The following is an 18,838-nucleotide window of genomic DNA, read 5'->3' as shown; positions in this document are numbered from 1 at the left end:
TACAAATAATTATGATTTTTTTAAATCAAATATCATCAAGTTTTAATACATCTTTCATGTTGTAAAGGCCACTATTTCTTCCTGTTAACCATAGTGCAGCCTTAATTGCACCATTAGCAAAGGTCATACGGCTTGAGGCCTTGTGGCTTATCTCTATACGTTCACCGATATCTGCAAAGATCGCGGTATGCTCTCCAACGATATCTCCTGCCCGTATGGTGGCAAATCCAATGCTTTTAGGGTTCCGCTCTCCGGTATAGCCTTCACGGGTATACACTGCACTGGTTTTGAGATCACGGCCTAATGCATTAGCGATGGATTCTCCCATGGCCAGTGCTGTTCCTGATGGAGCATCCACTTTATGGCGATGGTGTGCTTCAACAATTTCGATATCTGTATATTCCCCCATAATGGTGGCGGCTTTTTCCAGCAATTTTAGTACCAGATTGACGCCGACACTAAAATTCGCGGCAAAAACAATGGGGATCTCACGGGAGGCTTCTGCAATGGCTTGTTTTCCGGCATCATCAAAACCTGTTGTGCCGATAACCATTGATTTGTGATGTTGCCGACAAATGGAGAGGTAAGCCAATGTGCCTTCAGGACGAGTAAAATCGACCAGTACATCAAAATGTTCAATAACCTGATGCAGATCATCATTGATAATTACACCATTACTACCAATTCCCGCCAGTTCTCCAGCATCAGTTCCTACCAATGAAGAACCGGAACGCTCTAATGCGGTACCAAGAGTAACACCATCCAACAGCTGGACGGCCTGAATAAGATTACGTCCCATACGCCCGCCAGCGCCTACGATAGCAACGCGAATATCTGTATCAGCCATAAGGCCCTCTCTATAAATCATTTTTAATTGAGGTGACAAAGGAAATTTTTTACAGCTTAACTGCCAAGAACTGGCTGCGCCAGACTTATAGTCTGATAATAAGAAAAACAGGGATCCGACGGGAAGTTATGAAAAAAACTAAACAGCGGATATTACCCTGTATATCGTTACTCCCCCCGCCTCTGGTAATTCGTAGTTATGGGTTAACCGACCTTTGGCTGTTATTTTATCTGAGGAGGGTTTTTTACGAAGGCATTTGGTCAGAAACTCTATGAATACACCAAGTTATTGATGAAAATTTACTTTGCCAAATTACTATGCATGGTGATGGGATCAGGGAAGTCGGTTTTGGTGAATTTATACCTTATCCTTGTGGAGGAACACATGTAAGTTCATTAGGGCAAATTCAAGGAATTAAGACACAGGCTATAAGAGAAAGGAAAGGCAATCTATCGGTACAATATGATGTAGTATTTTCATCGTAATTTATTTCCATAATAAATTTACCCATAAGGAATGAGGGTGTTAACTGGATATTCAGACGCCGTAATATACTCGGCTTTTTGTTAGAAATCGTGTCGGGATTAATGCTTACGCCTTCCAACCCGAAAAAGCCGAGTTTGAATTTCATGATTCTGAAACTACTGTTTTTAAGCTAATCTGAAATTAATCAATCTCTTTCACTTCAACACGCAGCTCTTTTGGTACTTCGAAAACAATGTTTTCTTCTCGACCATGCAGTTCGTTAACTGTTTCTGCACCGAAAGCTTTTAAACGTTCAATAACCTGCTGTACCAAAATATCAGGCGCAGATGCACCCGCCGTTACGCCCACTGCGCTCACACCAGTAATCCATTCTTCTTCGATATCTTCAGCGGAATCAATCAAGTAAGCCGGTTTCCCGACGCGTTGTGCAAGTTCGGCCAAACGATTTGAGTTTGATGAGTTTTTAGAACCTACAACTAAAACAACATCAGCTCCTGAAGCCAGATCACGAACCGCTTCTTGGCGGTTGGTCGTGGCATAGCAGATATCATCTTTACGTGGGCCGATAATATTGGGGAACCTTGCATTAAGTGCATCAATCACTTCTGAGGTGTCATCAACAGAAAGTGTTGTCTGTGTCATAAAGCAGAGGTTATTTTCATCCTTGACTTGCAGTTTCCATACATCTTCCGGTGACTCCACCAGATACATGCCGCCGTTGGGGTTATTATATTGTCCCATCGTGCCTTCTACTTCAGGATGGCCGGCATGTCCGATTAAAATTGCTTCTTTACCTTTGCGGCTCGCCCTTGCTACTTCCATATGTACTTTGGTGACCAGTGGACAGGTTGCATCAAACAGCATGGTTAAATCACGGGAGCGGGCTTCGGCACGAATGGCTTGGGAAACACCATGAGCGGAGAAGATCAGAATAGCGCCATCAGGAACTTCTGAAATTTCTTCAATGAAAATAGCGCCACGATTTCTGAGATCGTCAACAACATAGCGATTATGTACTACTTCATGGCGGACATAAATAGGAGCGCCGTACAACTCCAGTGCTCGTTCTACGATGCTGATGGCGCGATCAACACCAGCACAGAAACCACGAGGGTTAGCCAGCAATATTTGCATGGGTTTCCTCCAACTGAGGGTCAATTTCCAACACTTCAATCTCAAAAGTGATGTTTTGGTCAGCCAGTGGATGGTTAAAATCAACAGTAATGGAACCTTCAGCTACTTCTTTGACAAGCCCCGGCATTTCATTGCTGTTCATGGCTGTGAATAACATGATGGTTCCTACTTCTGGGATACCGGCATCGGAAAAATCACGAGGAGTGAAGTATTGAACTAAATCAGGGTTGTGTTTGCCAAAAATGGTTTCTCCAGCCAAAGTAAATTGGTGTTTATCACCGACTTTCAAACCAAGAAGTTGTTGTTCCAGTGGGGCAGAGAGACTTCCATCACCAAGGCGGAATAAAGCGGGCTTGCCTTGACTGTAAGTCGAGTCTGCCGTAGAGCCATCATCCAGCTTTAATGTGAAATGTAACAAAACTGCACTGTGCGCTTGCACCTGCATTGACATGTTGCTCAAACCTTTTACTTAAAAACGATTGCAAGTATACCTTTCATCTTCCAAGTTTTTGTTTTGTTGCCTGCGCTACCACTTGAAATTTATTGGGTATAGATGAAGTTTTCAGCCCCAGCTCACAAAACTGGGGCTGATTTATTATCATTCTTTCAATAACTATTTATATCAATAAGTATTTATTTTAATGAATTATGCTTTCTAGGCCACTTTCTTGTTTTTGTCATCAGGGGTGATAAAGCTCTCTATAATAATGAGAACAGCCCCGATGCAAATTGCCGAATCTGCAATATTAAAGGTAGGCCAGTGCCATTCCCCGACGTAAAAATCGATGAAATCAACAACAAAGCCATGCACCAGCCTATCGAACAAGTTTCCCAATGCCCCACCAATCACTAAGGAGTAGGCAATATTGCTCAGTTTCTGCCTAGCGTTGGAATGATACATTAACACCAGCAATACAACCGTAATGGCAATTGCCACCAATGCAAAGAACCAGCGCTGCCAGCCGCCCTTATCGGCCAGAAAACTGAAAGCTGCCCCTAAATTCTGGGCATAAGTCAGGTTGAAATATGGTATCAGTGGAATGGATTCGTGCAGCGTGAAATGCTGCAACACTAAGTACTTACTTCCCAAATCCAGTATTAATACCACAACAACCAGCCAAAGCCAGCGAAGTCCGGTGGAACAAATGGGTTTATTCATCAGGCAAATTTACGCTCTTCACCGTTACCGGCAACGTTAGTCACACAGCGGCCACAAAGTCCTGCATGCTCCGCCACCAGACCCACATTTTTAGCATAGTGCCAGCAACGTGGACATTTTTCTCCGTCTGCTTTGCGGAAGGCCACTTTCAGGCCAGCAAGTTCGCTTTGCTGCGCATTCTCGTCGGCGGTTGCATAATCTGCAACTTCAGTCTGAGAGGTCAGCAGAACAAAACGTAGTTCATCAGACAGTTTGCTGAGTTTTTCTGCTAATGCTTCATCTGCATAGAGCGTGACAGCCGCTTCCAGAGAACTGCGGATATGTTTGTCAGCACGAGCCTGTTCCAGAACTTTGTTCACTTCGCCACGTACTGCCAACAGATCAGCCCAGAAAATATCGTTCATATCTTCGCCATCTGCCAAACCAAACAGTCCTTCATACCACTCTTCGGTAAAGACATATTGAGTACGTTTACCCGGTAGTTCATTCCAAACTTCATCAGCAGTGAACGACAGAATCGGTGTCATCCAGCGAACTAGTGCTTCTGAGATATGGAACAATGCCGTTTGGCAGCTACGACGAGCAAGGCTGTCATTTTTCGCGGTGTACTGGCGATCTTTGATGATATCCAGATAGAACGAACCCATTTCCACAGAACAAAATTGCATCAAGCGTTGAACTACGGAGTGGAAATCATATTCGTCATAGTATTTGAGAATATCTGCCTGTGCTGCCTGAGCGCAGCTTACAGCCCAACGATCCAGAACGACCATATCTTCTGCTTTTACCATGTGCTCTTCTGGGTTGAAGCCATTCAGGTTTGCCAGCAGGAAGCGGGCGGTATTGCGGATACGGCGGTAAGCATCAGAAGAGCGTTTCAGGATCTCGTCAGAAACAGCGATTTCACCGCTGTAATCGGTGGATGCTACCCATAAACGCAGGATATCGGCTCCCAGTTTGTTCATCACATCCTGTGGACTGACGGTATTGCCGATGGATTTGGACATCTTACGTCCTTGCTCATCAACGGTGAAACCATGAGTCAGCACCTGACGGTAAGGGGCTTTGCCTTTGATCGCAGTGGATAGCATCAGTGAGGACATGAACCAGCCGCGGTGCTGGTCAGAGCCTTCCAGATAGATATCGGCTGAATTGCCGTGGAATTCCGGACGAGCATCGACAACAGAAGAGTGGGTGCTTCCTGAATCAAACCAGACGTCCAGCGTATCCGGCGCTTTGGTGTAATCAGCGGCCTCATCACCCAACAGTTCTACTGCGTCCAGATCCCACCATGCCTGAATACCATCCACTTCAACGCGCTTGGCAACTTCTTCAATCAATTCAACGGTACGTGGGTGTGGCTCTTGTGTCTCTTTATGAATAAACAGCGACATTGGTACACCCCATGTACGCTGGCGGGAGATACACCAATCCGGACGGTTTTCTACCATGGATTCGATACGCGCTTGTCCCCAGCCTGGGATCCATTGAACGTCTTTGATCTCTTTCAGAGATTGTTCACGCAAACCATTTTTGTCCATGCTGATGAACCATTGAGGTGTTGCACGGAAGATGATTGGTTTTTTGTGGCGCCAGCAGCAAGGGTAGCTGTGCTGGATTTTTGCCAGACTCAGTAATGCGCCTTTTTCTTTCAGCCGTTCAACGATGATATCGTTCGCTTTGAAAACAAACTGACCATCCAGTGAAGGATAAGTGCCAGAGATATAACAACCATTCGGGCCAACAGGATTGGCGATTTCAAGATTGTATTTCAGGCTGATGCTGTAGTCATCAGGGCCGTGGCCGCCAGCGGTATGCACCGCACCTGTACCTGCTTCAAGCGTAACATGATCGCCTAGAATGGCAGGAACATCACAGCCCATGAATGGATGCTTGAAGCGTAGCAGTTCCAGATCTGCGCCCGTGCAATCACTGACGACTTCCCATGAAGTAATGCCTGCACGTTGCATGACGGATTCAACCAATTCCGCTGCCAGAATCAGACATTCATCTTCAACTTTTTCAACTTTAACCAACTGATACGTAATGTCAGCATTCAGTGAAATCGCTCGGTTAGCTGGTAATGTCCACGGTGTGGTTGTCCAGATAACCAGAGAAACAGGCAGGCTGAGGTGCTGTGCGCCAAATTTGGCGTATATGGCATCAGCATCAACGGCAACGAAGCGTACGTCAATGGAAGGGGAGGTTTTATCGTAGTATTCAACTTCTGCTTCAGCAAGAGAGGAACCACAATCAGTACACCAGTGAACAGGTTTTACGCCTTTCAGCAAATGCCCATTTTTGATAATGCGGCCCAGCGCCCGAATGATTTCTGCTTCAGTTTTGAAGTCCATGGTCAGGTAAGGTTTATCCCAATCACCCAGTACGCCCAAGCGCTTGAAGCCCGCTTTTTGTGCTTCGACCTGAGTCATGGCATATTTGCGGCACTCAGCACGGAATTCAGCGGCGGAAAATTTTTCCCCCGGCTTACCGATAATTTGCTCAACCTTGAGCTCAATAGGCAAACCGTGGCAGTCCCAACCTGGAATATAAGGCGAATCGAAGCCTGATAGCCCTTTGAACTTAACGACAATATCTTTGAGAATTTTATTAACTGAGTGACCAATATGAATATCGCCGTTTGCATATGGAGGGCCATCATGCAAAATAAACGTTTTTTTGCCAGATTTTGCTTTTCTAATCGCCTGATACAAACCTTCTTTGTACCAACGTTTCAACATATCTGGTTCGCGCTTGGCTAAATCCCCGCGCATAGGGAACCCTGTTTCCGGTAAATTCAGGGTGTCTTTGTAGTCACTCATTATAGATTCTCAGTTCCAATTTTCCGCTATATCCTTCGTCTTTCTAGTTGCTACTTTGTTGGCTGTGTTCTCTCACTCCAGTCACATAGTGGACTATGTTCTTGAGGATTAGTTTACTTGCCGTGCGCTACAACTTGAAACCTATTAGATATTAGATACATGACTCGGATAGCTGCAGGAGATAGTTCCTTGCAGCAATCACATCATTTGCGATTTGCTGTTTAAGCGCATCAAGTGAAGCAAATCGCTGCTCGTTACGCAATTTTTTTCGTAATACCACATCAATATGACGCCCATACAGATCCATTTGGGTATCAATCAAATGCACTTCAAGTTGCTGGCCCTTACCTGCAACTGTGGGGCGATTGCCTATATTCGCAACGCCTGGTAGGGGGTTATCGCCCAATCCATAGACTTCAACAGCATAAACACCGTTAACAGGTGTAACTAAACGTTTCAACGGTAAGTTGGCTGTGGGAAAGCCGATCGTGCGCCCTAATTGTTTACCGTGAACGACTCTGCCACTTATGCTGTAAGGATGCCCCAGTAATATTTCGGCCCAAGCCAAGTCATCATCTTGCAGTGCTTGACGAATGGCTGTACTGCTGATCCTAAGACCGCTATCACAAAAACTGTCTGTGCTGGCGACATCAAAATTGTATTGTTTACCTGCTTGCTGCAAATAGTGGAAATTTCCGAGGCGATTTTTGCCAAAACGGAAATCATCGCCTATTGCCAGAAACTTAACACCCAGTTTCTTAACGAGCAACTGTGAAACAAAAGCTTCAGGTGAGTTAGCTGCAAAATATTTGTCAAATTTCACACATAACAGATAATCAACGTCATTTTGGGCTAGATACTTTATTTTATCTCTCAGCCTTGTCAGGCGGGCTGGCGCTTTATCTGTAGCAAAAACTTCCAGAGGCTGCGGTTCGAAAATCATGACCATCGTCGGTAATCCGAGACGCTGCCCTTCTTGCTTCAAGTGTTTTAGTAAAGCCTGATGCCCGCGATGGACACCATCAAAATTACCAATCGTCAGCACGCAACCATGGTGACGCGCCCGGATATTGTGTATACCGCGAATTAGCTCCATAGCTGGCTCAATACCGTGGAAATTGTCGGATTATACCTTGTACAAAGCTCAAGGTTAACCCACGATCACAAAGGGTTTTAATTAATAACCTGATTCATACAATAAAAATAGGCTAGATGCCCGAAAAATATTTAATTTATTGCATTTCTCTGTGATTCATTCAGTTTTTTATTGTGAAGGACTGTATTCCCTCTCAGTAAGCTGATAAAATCCCGCCCCATCACAACGTAAGCAGCGTCGTCGTACAACGACGTTTATTTGCACAAATCCATTGACAAAAGAAGGCTGAACAGGCATATTCCTCGGCCTTTGAATTGTCCTCGATAGAATATATTTGGGAGTTGGACCTTGGCTAATATCAAATCAGCTAAGAAACGCGCCGTACAGTCTGAGAAACGCCGTCAGCACAACGCAAGCCGTCGTTCTATGGTGCGTACTTTTATCAAGAAAGTATACGCGGCTATCGCTACTGGCGATAAAGAAGCTGCACAGAAAGCATTCAATGACATGCAACCAATTGTTGATCGTCACGCCTGTAAGGGTCTGATCCACAAAAACAAAGCAGCACGTCATAAATCTGCTTTGGCTGCGCAAATCAAAGCAATGTAATCATTTGTTTTGATGGTGCTAAAAATTGATAGTGCTAAAAAAACCGGCTTTAAGCCGGTTTTTTTGTATCTGTCAGTTTTGAAATGCTGATTTTAAGGTAATGACTTTAAAATTACGGTTCTTACGTCACAGTTTTAAAGATTTTTCAGGGCGACTTTTGGGTGGAGAACTGAATAAAGCAGAAAAGTCTTTGTTACATACTCGCTGGACTGCCGGATGCTGAATCATACGCTCTGCAAAGATGACATAATATTCTTCCTGTACAGCATCCAATCGACCTATCTCAATAATATCACTATCTGCGAAAATATCATTGGCATAGAAAGAAGGCGCAATGAAAATGGCATTGTGATACATACCAAATGCTTTCATCAAAGCAGCATCATCAAATTCACCCAACACTTCAACTTGAAGGTTTTTATTACGTATCCATGTCAGGAGCTTTCTGCCCAGCATGGAGCGGCGACCAGGAATCAATAAGCGGCGCTCTTCCAAACATTCAGGAAAGGACTTTTCTGGGATCGGCTGGCGGCAATAAAAACTAATATTGCATTCCCCCAATTTCACGGAAAATAAGCCTTCCTGTTGAGAAGAATCTACTGGACAATCAGAGAGGATCATATCCAGTTTATGTTGGCTAAGTTGCTCAAGCAGCATTTCATGTGTCGATTCAAAACAACGCAAGTGGATTTTTTCATGCTCCACAACGGTAGTTTCCAGTACCTTGCTGACCAAACGTTTGGATAGTGCATCAGCGACTCCTACATCAAACAGCAGGTTTGATTCTCGGCTGTAAGTAACGATGTCCAGCATTTCCTGACTAAGTGTAAACATTTTATCCGCATAGCGGAAAATCAATTGCCCCAGTTCTGAGGGCACTAAGCCTCTTCCTTGGCGCTTGAATAATTTCCCATTCAGACGCTCTTCCAACGCTTTTATCTGCCCTGTAATGGTTTGGGGTGTCAGATATAGTGCTTCTGCTGCACCCACAACAGAGCCTTCTTTGCAAACATGCCAAAAATAATAGAGATGGTTAAAATTTAAATGTGAAACCTGCATATATTTATCCTTGTGTATGTCTCACGCCTGTATAACAGCCGTAACCATACATTTCAGGTAGCCATATTATGGCGTTTTCCTATTTTTCTATTGATACGAAATATTCGTGGCATAGCAGCTATAAATGTTTTGCCACGAATATGAAAGAGGATGAATTACTTCGGTAATAATGCCCTTAATAATCCATAACCAGCGACAGATGCGGTTGTAGAGCCAATCAATATTCCTAAGCGGGAGTAGGTACTGGAGTCGTCATTTAAACTTTCAAATGCCAGACCCGAAATAAAGATAGACATGGTAAAACCGATCCCACACAGTACGGAAACCGCGAAAATTTGTCCCATGCGGATTTTTTCCGGCAGTTTAGCTATTCCCAGTTTTATTGAAATCCAGCTAAACAGGAAAATACCCAATGGCTTGCCAATAAATAGACCAAGTGCAATGCCCATAGGCAGCACACTTGTTAAGCCATTTAGTGTGACGCCCTGTAATGAAATGCCAGCATTAGCAAAAGCAAACAGTGGCAGAATTAAATAAACTACCCATGAATGCAATTCATGTTCCAGTGATTCAGAAGGTGATTCGCCTTTTTTGTTGCGAAGCGGTATCAAGAATCCAACGATAACACCAGCTAACGTGGCGTGAATACCCGATTTCAATATACATACCCATAAAACAACACCAACAACCAGATAAGCAGATGTTTTAGTTATTCCTTTCCTATTCATCCAGACCAGTAGCGTAATCATGGCAGCAGCCAGACTTAATGCTCCCAAAGACACCGTTTTGGTATAGAACAAAGCGATAATGATAATTACACCCAGATCATCAATGGTCGCCAGTGTAAGCAAAAATACTTTCAATGCGGTGGGGACGCGTTTCCCCAGCAAGGCCATGATCCCAAGTGCAAAAGCAATATCTGTTGCTGCGGGAATTGCCCAACCTTGTCGTGTGATCTCATCACTGCCATTAAACAGCAGATAGATCAATGCAGGAGCCAACATACCTCCAAGCGCTGCAATGGCTGGAAAAATTGCCTTGTCACGGCCAGCCAGCGAGCCTTCCATGAGTTCCCGTTTTACTTCCAGCCCGACAATCAGGAAAAATACCGCCATTAACCCATCATTTATCCAGAGTAATAATGGCTTGTTGATTTCCAATGCTGCGAATTGTATGGCAACAGGAAGGTTAAGAACTTGATGATAAATACCCTGCAATGGCGTATTCGCCATAACCAGCGCAACAATTGCTGCAATAATGAGAAGGATTCCTCCTGCTGCCTCTAATTTCAAAAATTGGCGAATAATTGCAGTCATGGATAAATTAGCCTATGAGTTTGATTAGGATAATAATGTTATGATAGTCATTACATCGGAAAAAGCAGATTATTTGTGTGATATTGTTCGTCATATGCGAACTATAACATGATGAAATTAACATTTTTTCGGGGATGAGTACATTGCAATCAGAATCAAAAGCTGCTTTTATCAGCTATTTATTAACAATTGATTAAAGTATCTCATGACAACATTCCTATTATTATCTGTTCTCGGTGCTGCCCTGCTGCATGCCAGTTGGAACGTTTTAGTCAAAATCAGTGCTGATAGATTTTTGGGTATATCAATCATCGTTTTTTTGTCGGCATGTTGAGTGATGAGCCATGCCCCAATTGTAATGGTTGCGGCATTGCGTGAAACCAACGTGCTGTTTGCAATGCTGTTGTCGGTTTTTATTTTGCAGGAACCGTTTAGCAAAATGCGATTATTGGCTTGTGTTGTGATTATCATTAGGATTATTAGTACTAAATTAGGGTAATGGATCTCCAAGTAATAAATAAAAACCTGGAGATTCCAATTCGTTTTGAGTAATTTTATTGGTTGGCATATTCAAATTTTGAATTACTAATTACAACCGTACCATCAGGCTTTGTAATAGCCTGATCTGATACTATTTTTGAACTATTATTCATCATATCAAATGTATTTTTATATAAAGGATAACCCGGATTTTCCTGTAACTCATATTATTTGTATGTGGATATTTTAAAATGATATTTTTTGCTCTTTTTAAATAATATGCAACATTAATTAAATAATCTTTAAGAAAATTAATAAATAAAAAATCCCCCTGAAAATCAATAAACTAAAAAATGATCAGGAGGAATTATTATTAGATATTTTTCAAGGTATTAAATTACTTTGTTAAATCATCAAAAAATTTTTTCACGCCATCAAGGAAACTTTTGGAACGAGGGCTATTGGTTTCCCCGCTTTTTCCGCCAAAAGATTCACCCAGTTTACGCATTAGTTCTTTTTGCTCTTCATTCAACTTAACCGGTGTTTCTACCACGACACGGCACATCAGGTCGCCTTGAACACCGCCACGGACGGATTTAACACCTTTACTTTTCATGCGGAATAGTTTGCTGGTCTGGGTTTCCGCAGGGATTTTCAGGCTGACGCGACCATCAAGGGTCGGAACTTCAATTTCGCCACCCAATGCTGCTGTTGCAAAGTTAATTGGAACTTCACAGTAAAGGTTGCTGCCATCGCGTTCGAAGATATGGTGAGCCTTGACTTGAACTTGAACGTACAAATCACCTGCTGGTGCACCGTGTTCACCTGCTTCACCTTCGCCACTCAAGCGAATGCGATCACCGGTATCGACACCGGCCGGAATTTTGACAGACAGAGTTTTGTATTTTTCAACGCGACCATGTCCATGACATTTACCACAAGGCTCTTTGATGACGTTTCCGCGTCCATGACACTGAGGGCAAGGCTGCTGAACGGCGAAGAACCCTTGACGCATCTGTACTTGGCCTGCTCCGTGACAGGTCGGGCAAGTTTGTGGGCTGGTGCCCGCCTTGGCTCCGCTGCCATGACAGGTATCACAAGATTCCAGTGTTGGAATACGGATCTCTTTGGTCACACCACGGACAGCTTCTTCCAGGGTTAATTCCATGCTGTAACGCAGGTCTGAGCCACGGCTAGGACGCTGCTGACGACGGCCACCACCGAAAATATCTCCGAAAACGTCACCAAAGATATCGCTAAAGTCAGCTCCGCCACCTGCGCCACCACCCATACCACCATGTTCAAAGGCAGCGTGACCATATTGATCATAAGCGGCACGTTTCTGAGAATCCGTCAGGATCTCATACGCTTCTTTAATTTCTTTGAATTTACTTTCTGCATCTTTATCACCCTGATTACGATCAGGATGATATTTCATTGCCAGTCGTTTATAGGCTTTTTTGATCTCTTTTTCGTCTGCGGTTTTGGAAACTCCCAAAACTTCGTAATAATCTTCTTTTGCCATCGTATTGTTTACCCTTAACACGCACGCACGGGCGCAGAGTCACCTCAAACGCCCGTACAGTTAACAAGTAACAGGATATCTGTTACTTTGCCCGCTATTCCCTTCATCTTTCAAGTTGCCTCTTTGTTGGTTTCGCTCATTCATCCCAGTCACATAGCTATCTATGTATGTGACTGGGATTCAAACGCTTACCGTCTTAATATAACTCGAAATCTATTGGGCTTAAGGGCTATTATTTTTTGTCTTTAACTTCTTCGAATTCAGCGTCTACAACGTCGTCTTCTTTCTTCGCGTTACTTGCATCAGCATCGGTAGCGCCTGCTTGAGCTTGTTGCTGTGCGATTTCCAGCAATTTCTTGGATGCTTCAACCAGAGCTTGGATCTTCGCTTCGATTTCAGCTTTGTCTTCGCTCTTCGCAGCAGTTTCCAGCTCAGAAGTTGCTTTCTCGATTGCAGCTTTATCGTCAGCAGTCAGTTTGTCACCGGCTTCTTCAACTTGCTTGCGAGTACCGTGAACCAGTTGATCAGCTTGGTTACGAATCTGAACCAGTTCTTCAAACTTACGGTCAGCTTCAGCATTTGCTTCAGCGTCACGTACCATCTGCTGAATTTCTTCTTCATTCAGACCAGAAGATGCCTTAATGGTGATGTTTTGTTCACGACCAGAGTTTTTGTCTTTCGCAGAAACGTGCAGGATGCCGTCAGCATCAATGTCGAAAGTAACTTCGATCTGTGGAGTTCCACGCATCGCTGGCTGAATACCATCCAGGTTGAACTGACCCAGAGATTTGTTATCGCTGGAACGCTTACGCTCACCTTGCAGTACGTGGATAGTTACCGCAGATTGGTTATCTTCCGCTGTAGAGAACACTTGGCTATGCTTGGTTGGGATAGTGGTGTTCTTGGTAATAAGGGAAGTCATCACGCCGCCCATAGTTTCGATACCCAGAGACAGTGGAGTCACGTCCAGCAGCAGAACGTCTTTCACGTCACCTGCCAATACACCGCCCTGAACTGCTGCACCCATTGCAACTGCTTCGTCTGGGTTCACGTCTTTACGTGGCTCTTTGCCGAAGAAATCTGAAACTGCTTTCTGCACCATTGGCATACGAGTCTGACCGCCAACCAGAATAACGTCCTGAACGTCAGATACAGACAGACCTGCGTCATTCAGTGCGACTTTCAGAGGCTCGATAGAACGTTTAACCAAGTCTTCAACCAGAGATTCCAGTTTTGCACGAGTTACTTTAATGTTCATGTGCTTAGGACCGGTTGCATCTGCTGTGATGTATGGCAGATTCACGTCAGTCTGTTGTGCAGAAGAAAGCTCGATTTTCGCTTTTTCTGCCGCTTCTTTCAGACGCTGCATAGCCAGTGGATCATTGCGCAAGTCGATGCCTTGTTCTTTCTTGAACTCATCAACCAGATAGTTGATCATGCGGCTGTCGAAGTCTTCACCACCCAAGTGAGTATCACCATTGGTTGCCAGAACTTCATAAGTTTTTTCGCCATCAACTTCATCGATTTCGATGATAGAAATATCGAAAGTACCGCCACCCAGATCATAAACCGCGATGGTGCGGTTGCCCACTTCTTTGTCCAGGCCGTAAGCCAGAGCAGCAGCGGTTGGTTCGTTGATGATACGCTTAACTTCCAGGCCTGCGATACGACCAGCGTCTTTAGTTGCCTGACGCTGTGCATCGTTGAAGTATGCAGGAACGGTGATAACCGCTTCGGTTATTGGTTCACCCAGATAATCTTCTGCTGTTTTCTTCATTTTTTTCAGAACCTCAGCAGAGATCTGAGGTGGTGCTATTTTCTGGCCTTTCACTTCCAGCCATGCATCGCCATTATCCGCCGCCATGATTTTGTATGGCATGATGGATTCGTCACGCTGTACTTCTTCGTCCTGAAAACGACGGCCGATCAAACGCTTGATGGCGAACAGAGTATTTTGCGGGTTAGTAACAGCCTGACGTTTAGCTGGTTGACCAACCAGAGTTTCACCATCCTGAGTATATGCGATGATGGAAGGTGTGGTACGGTCACCTTCGCTGTTTTCAAGCACACGAGCAGTTGTGCCGTCCATAATTGCTACACAAGAGTTGGTAGTTCCCAAGTCGATACCAATAATTTTACCCATCTAAACGCCTCCACAAAGAATTCATATATTCGGTCAAGTTACTAAGCTATATGAGGACGAATGTTTTCTTTTCAATGGCTCTGTTTGCCAGAAATTCCTCATTTTATTTTTCAGCTAATGCTGAAATATTCAGTAGTAACTGTAGTTGAGACTTAGATGGGGTCATTCATCTCATCATCAAGGGGCCGATTGAAAAAAAATTGAGATTTAATAAAAAAATTTTTCCAAGGCCATTGTGTAGTTGATGCCATCACATTATGATTCGCCGCCTTTTATGGTTTCTTGGTGCGGGAAAGCGCCATGATAACTTTTTAATATTTTGTATTTTCTAGGGGAATTATGCACTCTAATAAATTGGCTAACCCAGGCCCATTGGGTTTAATGGGTTTTGGCATGACAACCATTTTGTTGAATTTGCACAACGCAGGTTTTTTCCCATTGGCATCAGTTATTTTGAGCATGGGAATTTTTTATGGTGGTTTGGCTCAGGTGCTGGCCGGTATCTTTGAGTATAAAAAAGGGAATACTTTTGCTGCAACCGCATTTACCTCTTACGGTATGTTCTGGTTGAGCCTGATTGCCTTACTGTTTCTGCCAATGATGGATTTGGCCGAAAAAACCGGCCATGAGTTCCTTGGTGTTTATCTAGCCCTGTGGGGAATTTTCACCCTGTTCATGTTCTTTGGTACGTTGAAAGCCAACCGTGTCCTGCAATTTGTATTTGGCAGCCTGACGCTGCTGTTTGCATTGCTGGCAATTGGCAATATCACAGGCAATGCCAGCATTTTGACCTTTGCGGGTTTTGAAGGCATTGTCTGTGGTGCGAGTGCTTTTTATCTGGCAATGGCTGAAGTTCTGAATGAACAATATGGTCGTACGGTTCTGCCAATCGGTGAAGTGAAACAAGCTTAACCATTTTTAGACAGGATGAGTGATTAATGCTCATCCTGTGCTTGATCATGAGAGCATTAACCATGCCTCTTTAATTTCCCATCTTTTTTTCATATAGATTTCATATAGATTTTTTCCGCAGGTAAATGCTTTTTTAAAATCATGCCAAAAAGTATCTTCTGTCGGTAAGCAGAGGAAATCTATCGACAGTTATCCAACAAGAAAATAATGTAAAAAACAGCGCGGTTAAATACAGTTTTACGCTGTCAGAAGTCTGTGCTACTGGCTTCTTAATCTAACATTCTTCTCTAATAGGAAATTAATAAATATCTAGCGATCATAATCACATTTGTATCGTTTAAAAATCGAGCTGACAAAAAAGTAAATAAGATAACCAAACGCTACGGTTATATCTATGTTGCTCAAAATGAGCAGGGGACAGGAACGTTAGTTAGAATGACGCCGCAAGAATAGTTTTTATTGGTATAAGCAGGTGATTGAAACCAATGGCTGTAGTTTGAGCGAATTGAGTGAATAGTTTTATCTTTTATCTATAAGCTCTCTTACTCCATAAGGTTCTGAGCTTGTTCAGAACCTTATGATATTCATTTATGGCATTTATAGTATTCAATTATTGATGACAAAAAGAAAAATGCGGGTTGTTAACGACGTGCGTTTTTCGGTCTGAATGTAGCCACAATAGTGTCATCCGTTTCAACATAAGGGCCGTCCAGCAGTTGGATACAGTAGGGAACACTGGCAAAAATTCCCGCTACCAGCACTTTGCCGTTTTCGTCTTTCAGTCCTTCCAGTGTTTCTGCGATGGCTTTAGGTTGTCCGGGAAGATTCAGAATCAGCGCTTGATTGCGGATCACTCCTACCTGTCGGGACAGGATTGCCGTTGGCACAAATTGAAGGCTGATTTGGCGCATCTGTTCGCCAAATCCGGGCATTTCTCTATCAGCAATCGCCAGCGTTGCATCCGGCGTGACATCGCGGCGTGCTGGCCCTGTTCCTCCAGTGGTCAGAACCAGATGGCATCCGAGTTCATCGACCAATTCACATAATGTTTGCTCAATCAGGATTTGCTCATCAGGAATTAGACGGGTTTCTACACTAAAAGGAGTGGTAATTGCTTTTGCGAGCCATGTATTCAGTGCAGGCAGCCCCTTGTCCTGATAAATTCCGTTGGAAGCCCGATCAGAAACAGACACGAGGCCAATGCGCAATACGTTCATACAAACCTCAATTAACGACAAAAATAGAGAAAATGTTCTTGATGGTGAAATGGAAAAACAAAAGGCGACTTATTCTGTCGCCTTTATATAAGAAAAAATAGCGTGTCGTTTAAGATTACAGCAGATCAGCGATCATGCTCTCAAGTTTGCCTTGGTCTACTGCAAACTTACAGATACCTTCCGCCAGTTTTTCAGTTGCCATTGCATCTTGGTGATGGTTCCAGTAGAACTCAGCTTCAGTCATTGGGGTTGGACGCGCTTTGATTTCGCCTTCATAGCCCAGTTTGCACTCAACTTCGCCTTCTGCTTCAGACAGCTCTTTCAGCAGTGCTGGAGAGATGGTCAGGCGGTCACAGCCAGCCAGTTCCAGAATTTCACCAGAGTTACGGAAACTTGCACCCATAACAACAGTGTTATAACCGTGTTCTTTGTAATATTGATAAATTTCAGAAACGGAAGTCACACCTGGATCTTCATGTGGCGCGAATTCTTTCTTGTCGCCATTTGCTTTGTACCAATCAAGGATACGACCGACAAATGGGGATATTAGGTAGACGCCAGCTTCTGCACAAGCACGGGCTTGGGCGAAGGAGAACAGCAGGGTCAGGTTACAGTTGATGCCTTCTTTTTCCAGCTGTTCCGCAGCACGGATGCCCTGCCATGTGGAAGCCAGTTTGATCAGAATGCGATCATTGCTTATGCCCGCTTCGTTGTACAGTTTGATCAAGCGTTTTGCTTTCGCTACGCTGGCTTCGGTGTCATAAGACAAGCGAGCATCAACTTCAGTGGAGATACGGCCAGGGATCAGTTTCAGAATTTCCAGGCCAATATTGACAGCCAATTTATCGCCGGCATCAATAATTTGCTGTTCACGAGAATCACTTTGACCACGTGCCCATTCAACGGCTTCATCAATCAGTTGGCGATATTCTGGAATTTGAGCTGCATTCAAAATCAGGGAAGGGTTGGTGGTTGCATCTTGCGGCTGATACAGTTTCATCGCCGCGATATCCCCGGTATCTGCTACTACTGTTGTCAGTTTACGCAGGGAAGTCAGTTTATCGGTCATGTTTAATATCTCATCATTATACGTAAAATCTTTGGCAACGTTGCCTCGCCATCTTGTGATAATAACATGGTCAAGCGCGGCTGTAAGGTAGGAAAATCCTATCGCTGAGATTCTCCTCTTTTTGTTCTTTTTTGCTAAAGTGGGGAAAGTCTGAATTATTAGGAAAAAATAATGCTTATTACCATTTCACCTGCAAAAACACTCGATTATGAAAGTCTACTCGCGACAGAAAAATTTAGTCAGCCGCTATTATTGGCGGAATCTCGACAACTGATTGATGTTTGCCGGACTTTAACACCTGCACAAATCGGTAGTTTGATGAGTATTAGTGATAAGTTGGCGGGATTGAATGCTGCTCGTTTTGGTGAATGGCAGCCAAAGTTCACACCAGAAAATGCCCGTCAGGCAATTTTGGCATTTAAGGGCGATGTTTATACTGGTATGCAGGCAGAAACTTTCTCCGCTGACGATTTTGATTTTGCACAAACGCATTTGAGAATTTTATCTGGCTTGTATGGCGTTTTGCGTCCTCTTGACCTGATGCAGCCTTATCGTTTGGAAATGGGAATTAAACTGGAAAATCCGCGCGGTAAAGATCTGTATAAGTTTTGGGGCGATCGTATTACTGAAAACTTGAATGTAGCACTGGAACAGCAAGGAGATGATGTTTTGGTTAATCTGGCATCAGATGAGTATTTCAAATCGGTAAATACCAAAAAATTGGCCGCCCGGATTATCAAGCCTGTTTTCCTTGATGAAAAAAATGGCAAATACAAAGTCATTAGTTTCTATGCTAAAAAAGCCCGTGGATTGATGAGCCGTTTTATCATTCAGAATCAACTGACCGATCCAGCTCGGCTGGTGGAGTTCAATCTGGAAGGGTATTTCTTTGATGAGTCTCTTTCTAAAGGAAATGAGCTGGTATTTAAGCGCCCTGAGAAGAATTAGTTTTTCAGCATAACTG

17 protein-coding genes are annotated in these 18,838 nt (G+C 43.7%); 5 read left to right on the top strand and 12 right to left on the bottom strand.

Annotated elements, in window-relative coordinates; all coding sequences use genetic code 11:
• Window positions 1-25: 25 nt before the first annotated feature.
• Window positions 26-847 (bottom strand): 4-hydroxy-tetrahydrodipicolinate reductase, encoded by an 822-nt coding sequence (gene dapB, locus BM135_RS01620; RefSeq protein ID WP_092517199.1) that lies wholly within the window; start codon window positions 845-847, stop codon window positions 26-28.
• Between the two features lie 317 nt (window positions 848-1,164).
• Between dapB and BM135_RS01615 the strand changes: the two genes are divergently transcribed.
• Window positions 1,165-1,332 carry a hypothetical protein gene (locus BM135_RS01615; protein ID WP_092517197.1) on the top strand — a complete coding sequence of 56 codons (168 nt, stop codon included), beginning with the start codon at window positions 1,165-1,167 and terminating at the stop codon, window positions 1,330-1,332.
• Window positions 1,333-1,513: 181 nt separating this feature from the next.
• Here BM135_RS01615 and ispH read toward each other — a convergent pair whose 3' ends face one another.
• From ispH to ribF, 5 genes are all read right to left on the bottom strand, one after another.
• Window positions 1,514-2,467: a 4-hydroxy-3-methylbut-2-enyl diphosphate reductase gene (ispH, locus tag BM135_RS01610; protein ID WP_092517195.1), complete on the bottom strand. Its 954-nt coding sequence runs from the start codon at window positions 2,465-2,467 to the stop codon at window positions 1,514-1,516.
• Window positions 2,448-2,918, bottom strand: coding sequence for an FKBP-type peptidyl-prolyl cis-trans isomerase (gene fkpB / locus BM135_RS01605; RefSeq protein ID WP_092517193.1), 471 nt, complete (start codon window positions 2,916-2,918; stop codon window positions 2,448-2,450). The genes ispH and fkpB overlap by 20 nt, the downstream gene beginning before the upstream one ends.
• Before the next feature lie 204 nt (window positions 2,919-3,122).
• Window positions 3,123-3,626 (bottom strand): signal peptidase II, encoded by a 504-nt coding sequence (gene lspA, locus BM135_RS01600; RefSeq protein WP_092517191.1) that lies wholly within the window; start codon window positions 3,624-3,626, stop codon window positions 3,123-3,125.
• Window positions 3,626-6,448, bottom strand: a complete 2,823-nt coding sequence (gene ileS / locus BM135_RS01595; RefSeq protein WP_092517189.1) for an isoleucine--tRNA ligase — start codon at window positions 6,446-6,448, stop codon at window positions 3,626-3,628. The genes lspA and ileS overlap by 1 nt, the downstream gene beginning before the upstream one ends.
• Before the next feature lie 151 nt (window positions 6,449-6,599).
• Window positions 6,600-7,544 carry a bifunctional riboflavin kinase/FAD synthetase gene (gene ribF / locus BM135_RS01590; protein WP_092517187.1) on the bottom strand — a complete coding sequence of 315 codons (945 nt, stop codon included), beginning with the start codon at window positions 7,542-7,544 and terminating at the stop codon, window positions 6,600-6,602.
• A 348-nt stretch (window positions 7,545-7,892) separates the two neighbouring features.
• Here ribF and rpsT point away from each other — a divergent pair, with 348 nt between their 5' ends.
• Window positions 7,893-8,153: a 30S ribosomal protein S20 gene (rpsT, locus tag BM135_RS01585; protein ID WP_038269713.1), complete on the top strand. Its 261-nt coding sequence runs from the start codon at window positions 7,893-7,895 to the stop codon at window positions 8,151-8,153.
• Window positions 8,154-8,279: 126 nt separating this feature from the next.
• On the opposite strand, the gene nhaR is transcribed toward rpsT, so the two are convergent.
• Together nhaR and nhaA are read right to left on the bottom strand one after the other, a co-directional pair.
• On the bottom strand, window positions 8,280-9,212 hold the full coding sequence (gene nhaR / locus BM135_RS01580; protein ID WP_092517185.1) for a transcriptional activator NhaR: 933 nt from the start codon (window positions 9,210-9,212) through the stop codon (window positions 8,280-8,282).
• A 155-nt stretch (window positions 9,213-9,367) separates the two neighbouring features.
• The gene (gene nhaA / locus BM135_RS01575; protein WP_092517183.1) at window positions 9,368-10,528 is read right to left on the bottom strand and encodes a Na+/H+ antiporter NhaA; all 1,161 of its coding nucleotides are present in this window, start codon (window positions 10,526-10,528) and stop codon (window positions 9,368-9,370) included.
• Window positions 10,529-10,865: 337 nt separating this feature from the next.
• Here nhaA and BM135_RS01570 point away from each other — a divergent pair, with 337 nt between their 5' ends.
• Window positions 10,866-11,027 carry a hypothetical protein gene (locus BM135_RS01570; protein WP_245737261.1) on the top strand — a complete coding sequence of 54 codons (162 nt, stop codon included), beginning with the start codon at window positions 10,866-10,868 and terminating at the stop codon, window positions 11,025-11,027.
• A 378-nt stretch (window positions 11,028-11,405) separates the two neighbouring features.
• Here BM135_RS01570 and dnaJ read toward each other — a convergent pair whose 3' ends face one another.
• Together dnaJ and dnaK are read right to left on the bottom strand one after the other, a co-directional pair.
• Window positions 11,406-12,533 (bottom strand): molecular chaperone DnaJ, encoded by a 1,128-nt coding sequence (gene dnaJ / locus BM135_RS01565; RefSeq protein WP_092517181.1) that lies wholly within the window; start codon window positions 12,531-12,533, stop codon window positions 11,406-11,408.
• A gap of 232 nt (window positions 12,534-12,765) precedes the next feature.
• Window positions 12,766-14,676: a molecular chaperone DnaK gene (dnaK, locus tag BM135_RS01560; protein WP_092517179.1), complete on the bottom strand. Its 1,911-nt coding sequence runs from the start codon at window positions 14,674-14,676 to the stop codon at window positions 12,766-12,768.
• A gap of 339 nt (window positions 14,677-15,015) precedes the next feature.
• Between dnaK and satP the strand changes: the two genes are divergently transcribed.
• The gene (satP, locus tag BM135_RS01555; protein WP_092517177.1) at window positions 15,016-15,588 is read left to right on the top strand and encodes an acetate uptake transporter; all 573 of its coding nucleotides are present in this window, start codon (window positions 15,016-15,018) and stop codon (window positions 15,586-15,588) included.
• Window positions 15,589-16,229: 641 nt separating this feature from the next.
• Here the strand turns inward: satP and mog are convergent.
• Entirely contained in the window at window positions 16,230-16,805 is a 576-nt protein-coding gene (mog, locus tag BM135_RS01550) for a molybdopterin adenylyltransferase (protein WP_092517175.1), read from the bottom strand.
• Window positions 16,806-16,920: 115 nt separating this feature from the next.
• Window positions 16,921-17,874 carry a transaldolase gene (gene tal / locus BM135_RS01545; RefSeq protein ID WP_092517173.1) on the bottom strand — a complete coding sequence of 318 codons (954 nt, stop codon included), beginning with the start codon at window positions 17,872-17,874 and terminating at the stop codon, window positions 16,921-16,923.
• Between the two features lie 171 nt (window positions 17,875-18,045).
• Here tal and yaaA point away from each other — a divergent pair, with 171 nt between their 5' ends.
• Window positions 18,046-18,822, top strand: coding sequence for a peroxide stress protein YaaA (gene yaaA, locus BM135_RS01540; RefSeq protein WP_092517171.1), 777 nt, complete (start codon window positions 18,046-18,048; stop codon window positions 18,820-18,822).
• Window positions 18,823-18,838 lie beyond the last annotated feature (16 nt).

This window comes from Xenorhabdus japonica (genome assembly GCF_900115195.1).
GTDB classification, from domain to species: domain Bacteria; phylum Pseudomonadota; class Gammaproteobacteria; order Enterobacterales; family Enterobacteriaceae; genus Xenorhabdus; species Xenorhabdus japonica.
Note: the sequence above shows the minus strand (reverse complement) of the source record. Positions and strands in the feature narration are given on the sequence as shown.